We start from the raw sequence: 14,754 nt of genomic DNA, 5'->3' as shown, positions 1-14,754 counted from the left end.
CCCCCGATTCACGAAAGGAGGCACATGCCGTGAGCTTTCAGGTGGCATTGAGCTTCGAGGACGGGGTGACCCGCTTCATCAAGTGCGGACCGAACGAGACGGTCGCCGACGCGTCGTACAAGGCGCGGATCAACATTCCTCTCGACTGCCGCGACGGCGCGTGCGGTACCTGCAAGGCACTGTGCGAGTCCGGCAACTACGACGGCGGCGACTACATCGAGGAGGCGCTGACCGACGACGAGGCCGAGCAGGGATTCTGCCTGCCGTGCCAGATGGTCCCGGAATCCGATCTCGTGCTGCAGATCGCGACGACCTCGGACGTCGCGAAGACCGCGGCCGCGACGTACACGGCGACGATCACGGACCTGCAGCGGTTCTCTCCCAGCACCGTGGGCTTCACCGTCGAGATCCCCAATCGGGACGACCTGGTGTTCCTGCCGGGCCAGTACGTGAACATCACCGTGCCCGGAACGGAACAGACCCGGTCGTACTCGTTCAGCACGGGACCGAACGACCCGCAGTTGTCCTTCCTGGTGAAGATCACCGAGGGCGGCCTGATGTCCGAGTACCTGAGTGATCGCGCCCAGGTGGGAGACACCCTGCAGTTCACCGGCCCGTTCGGCAGCTTCTTCCTGCGTGAGCGTAAGCGCCCCGCCCTCCTGCTCGCCGGCGGTACCGGCCTCGCGCCACTGCTCGCCATCCTGTCGAAGATGCAGGAGGAGGGCAGCGACCTGCCGGTGCACCTGGTCTACGGCGTCAGCTTCGACCAGGACCTGGTCGAGCTGGACAAGCTCGAGGCCTACACGCGGTCGCTGCCGAACTTCACGTTCGACTACTGCGTTTCCGATCCGGAGTCGACCGCCCCCAACAAGGGGTACGTCACCGGCCTGTTCGAGCCGAAGCACCTCAACGACGGCGACGTCGACGTCTACCTGTGCGGGCCGCCGCCGATGGTCGAGGCGGTGCGCACGCACCTGTCGGACGAGGGCATCTCGGTGACGAACTTCTACTTCGAGAAGTTCAACAACTCCGCGACCCCCGGCGCCGCCGAACCGGCGCCCCGGCCCACCGAGCGGGAACTCGAAGCCGCCACCAGGGCAGCCGAGGAGACCGGCCTGCCGGTGTCCCTCGGCGCCGCCGAGCAGGTGCCGGTGGGCAACTACGAGATCGGCGAGGAGCACCCGCCCGTCACCGAATCCGACGCCCAGTTCGACGCGCGCATGGCGCTCGAACTCGGTGCGCTGGAGCTGACCATCGGCCGGCTCACCGACGCGCAGCTCGTGGAATTCCGGATTCTCGCCGAGGCGTCGACCGCGTCGATCGACCACGACCGCTTCACCGACGCGGGCGCGTTCACCGACACCAACGCCGCCTTCCACGAGTTCCTGTTCCGCTGCTGCGGCAATCCCGTGCTGCTCGAGGCGTACAACCGGCTCGAGGTGACCCAGCTGATGCGCAAGGTGCTGCGCACCGCGCAGTGGGTGGACGAGCAGATTCCGCACGACCACCTGCAGATCGTGCGGGCGTTCGAACGCAAGGATCGCGCGGCGGCCCGCGACCTCATCGTCAGCCATGCCGAGCACGCCAAGGCGACGATGCGCCGCGCCATCGAGGAGTCCGCGAAGGTGGAACTCGCGTGAGTGCCCTTCTTCCGGTCGGCACCGTGTACCCGGGCCGCTTCGACGGCAGGGTTGTCACCGTCACCGGCGCCGCGCAGGGTATCGGCCTCGTGGTCGCGTCCCGCATCGCAGCCGAGGGCGGATCCGTGATCCTCGTCGACCGCTCCGAGCTCGTGCACGAGGTGGCGAAGGAGTTGCGCGAGAAGGGTTTCCAGGCGCATTCCGTCACCGCCGACCTCGAGACTTTCGCGGGAGCGCAGTCCGCGATCGACGAGGCCCGGCAGCAGCACGGCCGCATCGACGTGCTCGTCAACAACGTCGGCGGGACGATCTGGGCGAAGCCGTACGAGCACTACACCCCCGAGCAGATCCAGGCGGAGGTGCAGCGGTCGCTGTTCCCGACGCTGTGGACATGCCGCGCGGTGCTGCCGTACCTGATCGAGCAACGCTCGGGCACGATCGTCAACGTGTCCTCCGTGGCGACGCGCGGTGTCAACCGCGTCCCCTACGCCGCCGCCAAGGGCGGGGTCAACGCGATCACCGCCGCGCTCGCCCTCGAGGCCGCCCCGTACGGGATCCGGGTCGTCGCCACCGCCCCCGGCGGCACCGACGCCCCCGCCCGCCGGGTAGCGCGCGGCCCCGCCGCGCAGAGCGAGCAGGAGAAGGGCTGGTACCAGCAGATCGTGGACCAGACCGTCGACTCCTCGCTGCTCAAGCGGTACGGCACGCTCGACGAGCAGGCCGCCGCGATCACCTTCCTGGCCTCGGAGGAGGCCTCCTACATCACCGGCACGGTTCTTCCCGTCGCCGGCGGCGACCTGGGGTAACACCCCAGCACCGCCACAGGCCTCACCGACAGGCCAGGGATCCCCTGCCGGTGAGGCCCTCTTTCTGCCCCGTTTCATTTGTGACCGCACTCACAGACCGGAGCCGACATGGCCGACAACACAACAGCCTGGGCAAGTCCCCGGCACCGCCGCACCGTCATCTGGGTCGTCGCCCTCGCCACGCTCGCGATCATCTTCGACGGCTACGACCTCGTCGTCTACGGGACGATCCTGCCCACACTGATGGCCGACCCCAGCCAGATCGGAGCGATCTCCGCGCAGCAGGGCGGCGCGCTGGGCTCGTACGCCCTCATCGGCGTCATGGTCGGCGCCCTGTTCACCGGCGCGTTCGGCGACCGGCTCGGGCGCCGGAGGATGATGCTGATCAACATCGTCTGGTTCTCCGTCGGCATGGGCGCCGCGGCGATGGCCACCAGCATCACCTCCTTCGGCATCCTGCGCTTCTTCACCGGCATCGGCGTCGGTGGTCTCGTCGCCACCGCGGGTGCCGTGGTGGCCGAGTTCGCTCCGCCCGGGAAACGGAACCTGTTCAACGCGATCGTCTACAGCGGCGTCCCCGCCGGCGGCGTCCTCGCCTCTCTGCTGGCCATCGTGCTGCGCGACACCATCGGCTGGCGCGGACTGTTCTGGATCGGCGCGCTGCCGCTGGTGATCCTGCTGCCCCTGGCCCTGGTGAAGCTCCCCGAATCCCCGATGTGGCTGCAGGCGCGCGGGCGGACGGACGAGGCGGCCGCGGTCTGTGACAAGTTCGGTCTCCCCCTGCCCACGATCGCCCCGGCCCCGGCCGAGAAGGTCGGATTCGCCGCACTGGCCACCCGCCGCTACGCGTGGGGCACCACCCTGCTCGGCCTGATGAGCTTCGCCGGGCTCCTGCTGACCTACGGCCTGAACACGTGGCTGCCGAAGATCATGGCCGACGCCGGCTACAACGCGAAGGGCTCGCTCGCATTCCTGTTGGTGCTCAACGGCGGTGCGATCATCGGCGGCCTCCTGGCCTCCCGGATCGCCGACGGCCGCGGCCCCCAGCCGGTCATCGCCACCACGTTCGGCCTCGCCGGCCTGGCACTGATCCTCCTCACCTTCGGGTTCCCGCTGCCCGTCCTGCTGACCGCGGTGGCGATCGCCGGGGTCGGCACGATCGGCACCCAGGTGCTCATCTACGGGTTCGTCTCCAACTACTACGAGACGGCAGCGCGCGGTGCCGGTGTCGCCTGGTGCGCCGGATTCGGCCGGCTCGGCGGCATCTTCGGCCCCATCATCGGCGGCCTGCTCATCGGTGCCGGGCTGAGCAACGACGTGAGCTTCTACATCTTCGCGGGCATCGCCGTGGCCGGCGCCCTGGTCACGGTGTTCGTTCCCATCCGACGGGGTGCGCAGTACGTTGCCCGAACCCCCGAAGCTGCGGCCGCGAGCCCCACTACCGTGGAAGTGTGACTCACCCCGCCATGCTGGTCGGACGTACCCGAGAGCTCTCCGAGCTCGACCGTCACCTAGGCGAGGCGCGAGCCGGTTCACCCGTGCTCGCCCTCGTCGAGGGTCCGCCGGGTATCGGCAAATCCGCCCTGGTGCAACGATTCACCGAGGTCTTGAACGGCTGGCAGGTCCGCGTGTCCGCGGGCGTCCCGTGGGAGGCGGCGCGCGCGTGGAGCACGGCCGAGCAACTGCTGCAGGCCCCCGTCACCGGACGTGATCCGGTGGAAGTGGCGCACGAACTGTTGTCCCTCGTGGACGATCCCACCGTTCTCGTCGTCGACGACGCGCACTGGTCCGATTCCGAGTCGTTGCAGGCTCTGTCGTCCGCCGTCCGCCGCGCCCACGGCAAGCAGTTGCTCGTCCTGCTGGTGACCGTGGACCCGCTGCCGGAGGCGGTCCCGGACAGCACCCGGCAGGTGCTCGACCATCACCGCGCCCTCTCCGTGCACGTGCGGCCCCTCGGGCCGCAGGACATCGCCCAGCTGGCCCTCGCCCGCATCGGCGTGGACCTGTCGCCGTGGACCGCGCGACGGCTGTTCGAGCACACTCTCGGCACACCCCGCCCGATCCTGCAGTTGCTCGACGAGATCCCCCGCAACCAGTGGCAGCACTGGCAGGCCCGGTTCCCGGCGCCCCAGGAACGGTCGGGCGCCGTGCGCCGCACGCTGGACCACTGCCCCGCCGAGACCCGGGCACTCGTGGAAGCGGCGGCCGTGCTCGGTGGCGAAAGCACCCTGACCCAGGCCGCGGCGCTGGCCGGGCTGGCGGACCCGACCGCGGCGCTCGACGCCGCGCACACCGCCGGATTGCTCCGACGACGCGAACAGCGCGGCGCGGTCACCCTGATCTTCCCGGACCCGATGACGCGGGCCGCCGTCGCGGACGACATCGGTCCCGCCCGCTGGCGCGACCTGCACGCCCGCGCCGCCGAACTGGTCGACGACGAGGGTGCCGCCCTCACCCACCTGGTCTCCGCCACCCCCACCGCCGATGCGGACCTCGCGGACCGCCTCGATCGGTACGGCCGGCGCCGCGCCGCCGTCGGTGCGTGGTCGGATGCTGCCGAGGCACTGATCATCGCGAGTGGCATCAGTCCCGACCGCGACCAGCGCGCGCAGCGGCTGATCCGCGGCGTCGACGCCCTCACGGGCGCGGCGGACCTGCCCCAGGCGCTGACGTTCGTGCCGGCGATGGAGGCCGCGCCCGAGGGCTCCATGCGCGACGTGGTGCTCGGCTACCTGGCGATCCAGCGCGGCCGGTCGGCCGAGGCCTCCCAGCTGCTCACGCGCGCATGGCAACTGCTCCCGGACCCGGCCCGGGACCCCGATCTGGGTGCGATGATCTGCCAGCGCATGGTGCTGCATTCGCTGGCCCAGCTCGACGGCGCGGGCCTCGTCGAGTGGGCCGACCGCGCGTCGTCCCTCGTAGCTCCCGACATGCCCGCTGCCGTCGAGTCGGCCGCGATCCGCGGCCTCGGCCTGGCCATGACCGGCCGCGTCGACGAGGCACGCGCCTCGTACGCAGAGCTGTCGGAGACCTTCCGGCTCGGCGCCCAGAGCCAGCGGATCCGCATGGCGGAGGGCTGGCTCGCCCTGGCGCTGGACGAGCCGGATCGCGCCCGCGCGGAGCTCGAGAGTGCCGAGCCGACCGTCTTCCGCGGCGGCTCGATCCGGATCTCGTTGTGGGCGCAGGCGTGGCTGGCGCGCACGGAGTTCGCGCTCGGCGCATGGGACGACGCCGTGCGCACCGTCGACCGCGCGGCCGCACAGCTCGACACGGCCGGCCTGGATCTGCTTCGGCCGCTGGTGCATTGGACGGGAGCACACGTGCACGCCCTGCGCGGGGACTGGTCGCTGGCCCGCGAGCACCTGCGTCGCGGACGCGCGGGCGCCACCGACTATGCCGTCATGGTGGTGCCGTCCTGCATCGCGGCCGCCCAGTGCGCAGAGGTCGCCGCCGACTACGACGGGGTGCTGCGGCACCTCGCACCGCTCACCACCCGTCGGCGGCAGGCCTTGGTGGAACCGGGTTTCTGGCCGTGGCCGGACCTGTTCGCGAATGCTCTCGTGATGACCGGACGCGTCGACGAGGCCGACGAGTTCCTCCGTCCGTTCGAGGAACTGGCCGTCTCCCGTGGGCACCTGTCCGCCCGGGCGCGGCTCGGATACGTGCGCGGACGGATCCACGGGGCACGGGGTGACATCGACGCCGCCCGCAGAACATTCGAGGACGCGCTGGCGAACCTGGCGACGCTGTCGCTGCCGTACGACCGTGCCCGCGTGAACTTCGCGTACGGGCAGACGCTGCGCCGCGCCGGACGCCGGCGGGAGGCGGACGCGGTGATGCGCACGGCCCGCGAGCTGTACGTGACGCTCGGCGCGACGTCGTACGTGCAGCGCTGCGACCGCGAACTCAAGGCCGGGGGGATGAAGGCGAACGGCGACGATACCCGCCGGACACACATGGATCTGGCGGCGTTGACCCCGCAGGAGAAGGCGGTCGCCGCGCTGGTGGCCGCGGGCAATACCAACAAGGACGTGGCGGGCGAGCTGTTCCTGTCGGTGAAGACGGTGCAGTACCACCTGACACGGGTCTACGCGAAGCTCGGCATCCGTTCGCGCAGCGAGCTGGCCGCCCAGTTCCGGCAAGAGGAGTGAGGAAGAGATGACAGCAGTCGACGAGAAGACCTCTCCCCCGAACGACACCGACCTGCTCGAGCGGCCCGCTCGGCCCGTGACCCGGCCGCGCCGGGTGCTGCGGGACCTCGGCGTCGAGTACGCGGCGAACGGCGTGATCGGGCTGGTGTTCTCGTCGACGGGGCCGGTCGCGGTCGTCCTCGCGGCCGGCGCGGCCGGCGGGCTCGGCGCCGCCGAACTGGCGTCGTGGATCTTCGGGATCTTCGTCCTCAACGGCGTGCTGACGATCGCGATGAGCATCGCCTACCGGCAGCCCCTCGGCTTCGCCTGGACGATTCCGGGCACGATCCTCGTCGGCGGGTCGCTGGGGCACCTGTCCTGGCCGGAGGTGATCGGGGCGTTCCTGGTCACCGGCCTGCTGGTGCTGGTGCTGGGGGCGTCCGGGCTGGTGCGGCGGGTGATGGAGGCGCTGCCGATGCCGATCGTCATGGCGATGGTGGCCGGCGTCTTCCTGAAGTTCGGTGTGGACCTGGTGCTCGCGCTCGGTGCGGACGTCGCGATCGCCGCGCCCATGGTGCTGATGTTCCTGGCGTTGAGCGCGTTCGGCCGGATCGGCCGGTGGCTGCCGCCGATCCTCGGGGCGCTGATCGCCGGTGCGGTCGCGGTGGCGGCGTCGGGGCGTTTCTCCCCGGCCCCGGGCGGAGCGGGCATCCTCGCGTCGCCGGTCTTCACCGCGCCGGTGTTCACGTGGACGGCGTTGCTGGAGTTGGTGATCCCGCTGGCGATCACCGTGCTGGTGGTGCAGAACGGGCAGGGAGTCGCGGTGCTCACGGCGGCCGGGCACCGGCCCCCGATCAACGTCACCACGATCGCGTGCGGGGTGTGGTCGCTCGGTGCCGCCTGCGTCGGCGCGGTGTCGACGTGCCTGACCGGCCCGACGAACGCCCTGCTCACCGCGTCCGGTGAGCGGAGCCGCCAGTACACGGCGGCCGTGTGTTTCGGGCTGTATTCGATCGTGTTCGGACTGTTCGCGCCGCTGTTCGTGCGGTGGATGACCGCCGCGCCGGCGGCGTTCGTCGCGACCCTCGGGGGCCTGGCGATGCTGCGGGCGCTGCAGGGCGCGTTCGTGACGGCGTTCGCCTCGAAGTACACGATGGGGGCGCTGGTGGCATTCGTCGTCACCGCCGCGAACGTGACGTTCTGGAACATCGGGGCGGCGTTCTGGGGCCTGGTGGCCGGGGTGATCGTGTCGCGGTTGCTCGAGCGGGGGGACTGGACCACCGGCCGGTGACGGCGGGCGCGCGCGTGGGTGCGCGCACCCGCCGTGTCCCGAGCCGGTGGGTGTCAGCGGCCGAACAGCGAGCCGAAGATGCCGGAGCTCGTCTTGGGAGCGGAGTCCTGGTCGCAGGCGCATCGCTCGGCGGCGGGCACGGACTTCATCACGCTGTCGACGTGCTGGCCGCAGCCGCCCCAGCCGGTCTTTCCACACTTGGGGCAGGTGACGGGGTAACACATGGGCGTCCTCCTCGGGGAAGCGGTCGGGGTCTATCGTCAATATACCCCCTGGGGTATCAGATATGCCAGTGTGCGCATCCGCACATACGGTACGACGCAGATCGGGGACCGGGCATACCGCGAAAATCCGGCGCCGGGACGGGCGAACTGACACCCTGAGGGCCGTACCGTCCCGCCGCGCAGACAGGATCAACAACCCATGGCACGTCCGGTTCGCGTCGTCGTCCTCGGTTCCGGCTCGTGGGGCACCACCGTCGCAGGGCTGTCGGCCCGGAACACCCCGACCCTGCTCTGGTCCCGCAATCCGGACACCGCCCGCGAGATCGACGAGGAGCACCGCAACACCCGGTACCTCGGCGAGCGGACCCTGCCGGCCAACCTGCGCGCCACCTCGGACCTCCTCGAGGCCGCGCACGAGGCCGACGTGCTGGTGGTCGGAGTGCCGTCCCACGCGGTCCGCGCCACCCTCGCCGAGATCTCGAACGAGGTGCGGGCCTGGGTGCCGATCCTCTCGCTCGCGAAGGGACTCGAACCGGGCACGCGCCTGCGGCCCACCGAGGTGATCGGCGAATGCCTGCCGGGGCACCCCGTGGGGCTGCTGGCCGGGCCGAACATCGCCGGCGAGGTTGCCGACGGCATGGCGGCCGCCGCGGTGGTGGCCACGGCGGACGAACGCGTCGCGGCGGCCCTGCAGCCACTGTTCGCCTCGAAGGTCTTCCGCGTATACCGCAACACCGACGTCCTCGGCTGTGAACTCGGCGGGGTCCTGAAGAACATCGTCGCGATCGCGGCGGGCATGGCCGAGGGGCTGCGGGTCGGCGACAACACCCGGGCGATGGTGCTCACCCGGGGCCTCGCCGAGATGACCCGGCTCGGTGAGGTGATGGGGGCCAACCCGCGGACGTTCGCCGGCCTGACCGGCATGGGCGACCTGATCGCGACGTGCACGAGCCCGGCGTCCCGCAACCGCCGGATCGGCGAGGCGCTGGCGAGCGGGCTCACCCTCGAGGAGGCGGTGGCCCGGCTGGGCCAGGTGGCCGAGGGGGTGAAGACGGCCCCGACGGTGATGGAACTGGCGCGCGAGTACGAGGTGGAGATGCCCATCGCCGCCGAGGTCGAGGCCGTCGTGGCCGGCCGCCGCTCCCCCGCCGACGCGTACCGGGGGCTGCGCCGGGTCACCCCGGGCAACGAGGAGGACGTGGTCTGATCGGGAAGTATCCGGGATTCTCGACCGCGTACTAGATGGCGATATAGACCCTAATTTGCCTGGTGAAGCCCGTACTTGCACACTGTTCAAGTGATCGGAACCGAAGTACTCGTCGTCGGCGCCGGCTTCGCCGGGCTCGGTGCCGCCGCACACCTGCGGCAACGCGGCCGCGACGTGCGCGTTCTCGAACGGAGCGCCGCTCTCGGCGGCACGTGGCGCGACAACACCTACCCGGGGTGCGAGTGCGACATCCATCCGGCCCTGTACTCGTACTCGTCCGCTCCCCAGGCCGTCTGGGCCCGCGGCCGCGCCACCCAGCCGGAGATCCTCGCGCACCTGCACGCGTTCGCCGCAGGGAACGGGCTCGACGACCGGATCGCCTACGGCACGACCGCAACCGGGTGCCGGTGGGACGAGACGACGGGCCGCTGGCACGTGCGCACCGACCACGGTCCGGACTACGCGGCCCGCTTCCTCGTCCTGGCCACCGGCGCCCTGAACGTCCCGCAGATTCCCCGCCTCGAAGGCTCCTTCGCGGGCCCCGCCTTCCACACCGCGCGCTGGGACCACGGCGTCGACGTCACCGGGCGGCACGTCGCCGTGATCGGCACCGGTGCGAGCGCCGCCCAGGTGATCCCGTACCTCGCCGACACCGCCGGCCGTGTCACGCTGTTCCAGCGCAGCCCCGCCTGGGTGCTGCCGCGCCGCAGGCAGCACCTACCGCTGCCGCACCGCGCGCGACGGACGGTCGAGTACTGGCGCGGCGAGGCGCTCGTCCCCGCCCTCACCGGGTCCGACCGCCGGCTCGCCCGCCTCGAGGCCCGGGCGCTGCGGCACCTGCACCGGCAGGTGCCCGACCCGGACCTGCGCCGCGCCCTGACCCCGCGACACCGGATCGGGTGCAAACGGATCCTGTTCTCCGACAGTTACTATCCCGCGCTCGCCCGAGACTCCAGCACGGTGGTCACCACCCCGGTCGCGGGACTGGGCCCGCACGGTGTGCGCACCGTCGACGGTCGGGAACACGCGGCCGACGTCCTGGTGTACGCGACCGGATTCCGGGTGTCCGCCGCGCTCGCCGGTCTGCCGGTCGTCGGCCGCGACGGCCGCACCCTGATCGAGCGGTGGGGGCGCGACGGCGCGTCGGCGCACCTGGGCACGACCGTCGCCGGGTTCCCCAACGCCTTCCTGCTCGGCGGGCCCAACACCGGCATCGGCCACACCTCGCTGCTGTTCATGATCGAGAGCCAGCTCCGCTACGTCGCCGCCGCGATGGACGCCACCGACCGGGAGGGCGTCACCGCACTCGAGGTGCGGGCGGCCGCCCAGCGGGAGTTCTCCGACGAGATGCGCCGGCGCTCGACAGGCACCGTGTGGACCACGGGGTGCCGGAGCTGGTACCTGGACCGCGACGCGGTGAACCGGTCGCTGTGGCCGGACTCGTCCTGGCGATACCGGCTGCGCACCCGGCGGTTCGACCGGGAGAACTACACGGCCGCCGGTCCCGCACGACGGCCCTGAACGAGCGCTACACAGGTGCCTGTGCGACCCTGGTCACATGACGATCGACCACCGTGCCTCGCTCTCGACCCTGCTCGACACCCGCTACTCCTGCCGGGCGTTCCTGTCCAAGCCGGTGCCGCGCGAGGACATCGAAACCATGCTGCGGATGGCGCAGCGCACCCCGTCGTGGTGCAACTCCCAGCCGTGGGAGGTCGTCGTGGCCGGCGGGGACGCCATCGAGCGGCTGCGGACCGCGGTGTACGAGCAGGCGGCGTCCGGCCATCTCGACCCGGACATCCCCGGCCCCGCCGAGTACCGCGGGGTGTACGCCGACCGGCGGCGAGGCGCCGGTTACGCCCTCTACAACAGCCTCGGCATCGCCCGCGACGACTACGCGCGCCGCACCGAGCAGATGCTCGAGAACTACCGCTTCTTCGGGGCGCCGCACGTCGCGATCGTCACGACCGACAAGGCACTCGGCACGTACGGAGCGGTCGACTGCGGCGGGTACGTCGCCACCCTGCTCCTCGCCGCGCAGGCGCTCGGCATCGCCGCCGTCCCGCAGGCCGCCGTCGCGATGGCCGCCGGTGCCGTCCGCCGCGAACTCGGTATCTCCGACGAGCGCGACATCGTGTGCGCGATCTCCTTCGGCTACGCCGACGAGAGCCACCCCGCCAACACCTGCCGCACCGACCGGGCGAGCCTGGACGACGCCGTGCGGTGGGTGGAGGAGTAACCACCCCCAGGGGTCCTGGCCCGGGGCGCCCGGGCGACGGAAGGTGGAACTCACCACCTTCCCCGCCCGAGAGGACACCCCGTGCACCGCATCGAAACCGAGGAGCTGCTCCGCCGTTGGGTACCGCGCGCCGTCGCCGGTGAACCGCACGCCGTGGGCGTGGTGGTGAGTTCCGTTCGCCCCCATGTGCTGAGCTTCTGCGCCGCGCGTATGGACGAGGGCACCCGCGCGCACACTCCGGCCGAGGACGTCACCCAGGAGGTGTGCCTCGCACTGACGCGGGCACTGCCGCGCTACCAGGATCGCGGTGCGTCGCTGCTGCGCTTCGCGTTCGGGATCGCCACGCACAAGGTCGCGGACGTCCGGCGCAAGGCTGCGCGTACCGTGACGCCGCTGCACGACGTCGCCGGCCCCGGGCCCGAGGAGGGCGTGCTCGACGAGGAGCTGCGTTCCGCGGTCCGCCGGCAACTCGCGCTGCTGCCGGAGCAGCAGCGCCGCGTGGTGCAGCTGCGGATCCTGCAGGGCTACAGCGCCGAACGCACCGCCGCGATGCTCGGCACCTCGGTCGGCGCCGTCCGCATCGCCCAGCACCGCGCCCTGCAGCGAATCCGGTTGCAGCTCAGTCGTGCTGAGCGCGCAGATACCGTCCGAAGTGCGGCACGGTGAATCCGATGAAGCCCCGTTCGGCGGAGTAGATGAGCCCCTTCTTGATGAGCCCGTCCCGCGCGGGCGACAGCGACGCAGGCTTGCGGCCGAGTTCGGCCGCGATCTTCGACGTCGCGACGGGACCGTCGTCGCCGGAGAGGTCGGCCATGGCGCGCATGTACTCCCGCTCCGCGGGGGTGGCGCGCTCGTACCGGGAGCCGAAGAACCCGACGGCGAGTTCCTCCTCGGCGGCGGGCGCGCCGACGCGCACGTCGTCGGCGGTGATGGGGCTCGTCGCCGCGACGTCCCAGGTCGCCTTGCCGTAGGCCTGGACGAAGTAGGGGTATCCGTCGGCCGTCTCGTACAGCGCGTCGAGCGCCTCCTCGGTGAAGGTCACTCCCTCCCGCTCGGCCGGCGCGATGAGGGCGATGTCGGCGGAGCCGCGGTCGAGCCGGTCGATCCGGTGGTAGCTGAACAGCCGCTCCGAGTAGCTCTTCGACGCGGAGAGCACCGCGGGCAGGTGCGGCAGCCCGGCGCCGACCACGATGAGGGGTGCGGCGTCCTGGCTGAGCTCGTGGCACGCCCCGCAGATCGCGGAGATGTCCGGTGCGCCGAGGTCCTGCATCTCGTCGACGAACAGCGCGATGCCCACGCCCACGTCGCGGGCGAGCCCGGAGGCGTCGATCAGGAGTTCGACGAGGTCGATCTCGAGGTCGCCGGTGTCGGCGCGGCCCTTGACCGCGGGGGCGTCGATGCCGGGCTGCCACCGCTCGCGCATGCCCTTGTCCGCGGTGGCCCGCAGCGCGAACGACTTGAGCACGCCGAGGAAGTACTCGACCGATTCGGGGTGCGGATGGGCCGGGGCGATCTCGCGCACCGCCATGTGCAGCGCCGACGACAGCGGCCGGCGCAGGTCCTGGTCGGGCCGGGCCTCGATCTTGCCGGTGCCCCAGCTCCGCGAGATCGCCGCGGAGCGAAGCTGATTGAGCAGGACGGTCTTGCCGACGCCGCGCAACCCGGTGAGCACGACACTGCGTTCGGGGCGGCCGCGGGCGATCCGTTCGAGCACCACGTCGAAGGCGTCGAGCTGCTTCGCCCGGCCGGCGAGCTCGGGCGGGCGCTGCCCCGCGCCGGGAGCGTACGGGTTGCGGACCGGGTCCATCGGTCGATGGTAACGGCGCCGCGCGTGGACACCGCCTCCTTGCACCGCGTGTCGCGGGACATCCCGGATGCGGACATTCGCATAATAGACTTTGACATTTGTTTGCAATAACGCGTAGATGTTCCGGCATGAAGTCCTCCCGAAGTCTCGCGCTCACCGCCGGGCTGGCCGCCGTGCTCGTGGCCGGCTGCTCCACCTCCACCGCCGAGGACGCCCCCGCGGCCCCCGCCCCGACCGCTCCCGCCGAGGTCGCCGCCGCCGAGCCCCGGCTCGCCGTCACCTACGACGGCGGCATTCTCGTCCTCGACGCGAACGACCTCGACGTCGTCGCCGACCTGCCGCTCGACGGATTCAACCGCCTCAATGCCGCCGGCGACGGCCGGCACGTGTTCGTCTCCACCGCCGGCCGCTTCCGCGTCCTCGACACCGGCAGCTGGTCCGAACCCCACGGCGACCACGCGCACCACTACGCGGGCAGCGCGGCACTCACCGACGTCGAGTTCGCCGCCGCCAAGCCCGGGCACGTCGTCCGGCACGCGGGCAGGACCGTGCTCTTCGACGACGGCACCGGCCGCGTCGACATCCTCGACCCCGCGGACCTCGCCGACGGCACGCCGCAGACCGACACCTACACCACTCCGGAAGCGCACCACGGCGTCGCGGTCGCGCTCGCCGACGGCAGCCTGCTCGTCACCCTCGGCAACAGCGAGTCCCGCAACGGCATCGCCGTCCTCGACGCCGAGCGCCGGGAGATCACCCGCAACGAGCAGTGCCCCGGCGTGCACGGCGAGGCCGTCGCCGCCGACGAGGCCGTCGTGCTGGGCTGCGAGGACGGCCTGCTCGTCTACCGCGACGGCACGATCACGAAGGTGAGCGCCCCCGACCCGTACGGCCGGATCGGAAACCAGGCCGGATCCGAGGAGTCCGACATCGTGCTCGGCGACTACAAGAGCGATCCGGACGCGGAACTCGAACGACCACAGCGTGTCTCGCTCACCGATACCCGCACCGGCGAACTGCGGCTCGTCGACCTCGGCACCAGCTACACGTTCCGCTCGCTCGGACGCGGACCCCACGGCGAGGCACTCGTCCTGGGCACCGACGGAGCGCTGCACGTGATCGACCAGAACAGCGGCGCGGTGGTCCGGCGCATCGACGTCCTCGCCCCGTGGACCGAGCCCGACGAGTGGCAGTCACCGCGCCCGGCGCTGTACGTGCAGGGCCACACCGCCTACGTCACCGACCCGGCGAACAACGCGCTGCACGCGGTCGATCTCGACTCGGCCGCCGTGACGACCGCGTCGCTGCCGCAGACCCCCAACGAGATCACCGGCACCTAGGTGACCGAATGTCACATGGGTTCGATCCAACCGAACCCATGTGACATTCGGCCGGGCGACCGGCGCACGG

12 protein-coding genes are annotated in these 14,754 nt (G+C 71.4%); 10 read left to right on the top strand and 2 right to left on the bottom strand.

The features are described from left to right. The first annotated feature begins 29 nt into the window (after positions 1-29). The 5 genes from benC (at position 30) to JYA75_RS06625 (ending at position 7,867) form a co-directional block, all read left to right on the top strand. Positions 30-1,640: a benzoate 1,2-dioxygenase electron transfer component BenC gene (gene benC, locus JYA75_RS06645; protein ID WP_006946215.1), complete on the top strand. Its 1,611-nt coding sequence runs from the start codon at positions 30-32 to the stop codon at positions 1,638-1,640. Continuing rightward, on the top strand, positions 1,637-2,446 hold the full coding sequence (locus tag JYA75_RS06640) for a 1,6-dihydroxycyclohexa-2,4-diene-1-carboxylate dehydrogenase (protein ID WP_006946217.1): 810 nt from the start codon (positions 1,637-1,639) through the stop codon (positions 2,444-2,446). The genes benC and JYA75_RS06640 overlap by 4 nt, the downstream gene beginning before the upstream one ends. Before the next feature lie 108 nt (positions 2,447-2,554). Further along, positions 2,555-3,901: an aromatic acid/H+ symport family MFS transporter gene (locus JYA75_RS06635; RefSeq protein WP_185713230.1), complete on the top strand. Its 1,347-nt coding sequence runs from the start codon at positions 2,555-2,557 to the stop codon at positions 3,899-3,901. A gap of 11 nt (positions 3,902-3,912) precedes the next feature. Then, positions 3,913-6,597, top strand: coding sequence for a helix-turn-helix transcriptional regulator (locus JYA75_RS06630; RefSeq protein WP_203330157.1), 2,685 nt, complete (start codon positions 3,913-3,915; stop codon positions 6,595-6,597). A 7-nt stretch (positions 6,598-6,604) separates the two neighbouring features. Next, entirely contained in the window at positions 6,605-7,867 is a 1,263-nt protein-coding gene (locus JYA75_RS06625) for a benzoate/H(+) symporter BenE family transporter (protein ID WP_006946220.1), read from the top strand. 53 nt (positions 7,868-7,920) lie between these two features. Here JYA75_RS06625 and JYA75_RS06620 read toward each other — a convergent pair whose 3' ends face one another. Then, complete coding sequence (locus tag JYA75_RS06620; protein WP_167666173.1) at positions 7,921-8,091, bottom strand: hypothetical protein; 171 nt, start codon at positions 8,089-8,091, stop codon at positions 7,921-7,923. A 199-nt stretch (positions 8,092-8,290) separates the two neighbouring features. On the opposite strand from JYA75_RS06620, the gene JYA75_RS06615 reads away from it, so the two are divergent. The 4 genes from JYA75_RS06615 (at position 8,291) to JYA75_RS06600 (ending at position 12,203) form a co-directional block, all read left to right on the top strand. Further along, positions 8,291-9,298, top strand: coding sequence for an NAD(P)H-dependent glycerol-3-phosphate dehydrogenase (locus JYA75_RS06615; protein WP_006940963.1), 1,008 nt, complete (start codon positions 8,291-8,293; stop codon positions 9,296-9,298). Between the two features lie 90 nt (positions 9,299-9,388). Continuing rightward, entirely contained in the window at positions 9,389-10,819 is a 1,431-nt protein-coding gene (locus JYA75_RS06610; protein ID WP_185713231.1) for an NAD(P)/FAD-dependent oxidoreductase, read from the top strand. A 37-nt stretch (positions 10,820-10,856) separates the two neighbouring features. Then, entirely contained in the window at positions 10,857-11,537 is a 681-nt protein-coding gene (locus JYA75_RS06605; RefSeq protein WP_006940961.1) for a nitroreductase, read from the top strand. An 81-nt stretch (positions 11,538-11,618) separates the two neighbouring features. Continuing rightward, the gene (locus tag JYA75_RS06600; protein WP_029546522.1) at positions 11,619-12,203 is read left to right on the top strand and encodes a sigma-70 family RNA polymerase sigma factor; all 585 of its coding nucleotides are present in this window, start codon (positions 11,619-11,621) and stop codon (positions 12,201-12,203) included. On the opposite strand, the gene JYA75_RS06595 is transcribed toward JYA75_RS06600, so the two are convergent. Beyond that, on the bottom strand, positions 12,157-13,344 hold the full coding sequence (locus tag JYA75_RS06595; RefSeq protein ID WP_029546523.1) for an AAA family ATPase: 1,188 nt from the start codon (positions 13,342-13,344) through the stop codon (positions 12,157-12,159). The genes JYA75_RS06600 and JYA75_RS06595 overlap by 47 nt on opposite strands. A 128-nt stretch (positions 13,345-13,472) precedes the next feature. Here JYA75_RS06595 and aztD point away from each other — a divergent pair, with 128 nt between their 5' ends. Continuing rightward, on the top strand, positions 13,473-14,684 hold the full coding sequence (gene aztD / locus JYA75_RS06590) for a zinc metallochaperone AztD (RefSeq protein WP_072636506.1): 1,212 nt from the start codon (positions 13,473-13,475) through the stop codon (positions 14,682-14,684). Positions 14,685-14,754 lie beyond the last annotated feature (70 nt).

Source organism: Rhodococcus sp. PSBB066 (genome assembly GCF_017068255.1).
GTDB classification, from domain to species: Bacteria; Actinomycetota; Actinomycetes; order Mycobacteriales; family Mycobacteriaceae; genus Rhodococcus; species Rhodococcus aetherivorans.
This window is presented reverse-complemented; position numbering and strand designations above follow the sequence as displayed.

Excerpts from the sequence above, each read along its gene's own strand:
- JYA75_RS06605 (WP_006940961.1), top strand. The coding sequence starts at position 10,857 with ATGACGATCGACCACCGTGCCTCGCTCTCGACCCTGCTCGACACCCGC.
- JYA75_RS06615 (WP_006940963.1), top strand. The coding sequence starts at position 8,291 with ATGGCACGTCCGGTTCGCGTCGTCGTCCTCGGTTCCGGCTCGTGGGGC.
- JYA75_RS06595 (WP_029546523.1), bottom strand. The coding sequence starts at position 13,344 with ATGGACCCGGTCCGCAACCCGTACGCTCCCGGCGCGGGGCAGCGCCCG.
- aztD (WP_072636506.1), top strand. The coding sequence starts at position 13,473 with ATGAAGTCCTCCCGAAGTCTCGCGCTCACCGCCGGGCTGGCCGCCGTG.
- JYA75_RS06630 (WP_203330157.1), top strand. The coding sequence starts at position 3,913 with ATGCTGGTCGGACGTACCCGAGAGCTCTCCGAGCTCGACCGTCACCTA.
- JYA75_RS06635 (WP_185713230.1), top strand. The coding sequence starts at position 2,555 with ATGGCCGACAACACAACAGCCTGGGCAAGTCCCCGGCACCGCCGCACC.
- JYA75_RS06620 (WP_167666173.1), bottom strand. The coding sequence starts at position 8,091 with ATGTGTTACCCCGTCACCTGCCCCAAGTGTGGAAAGACCGGCTGGGGC.
- JYA75_RS06625 (WP_006946220.1), top strand. The coding sequence starts at position 6,605 with ATGACAGCAGTCGACGAGAAGACCTCTCCCCCGAACGACACCGACCTG.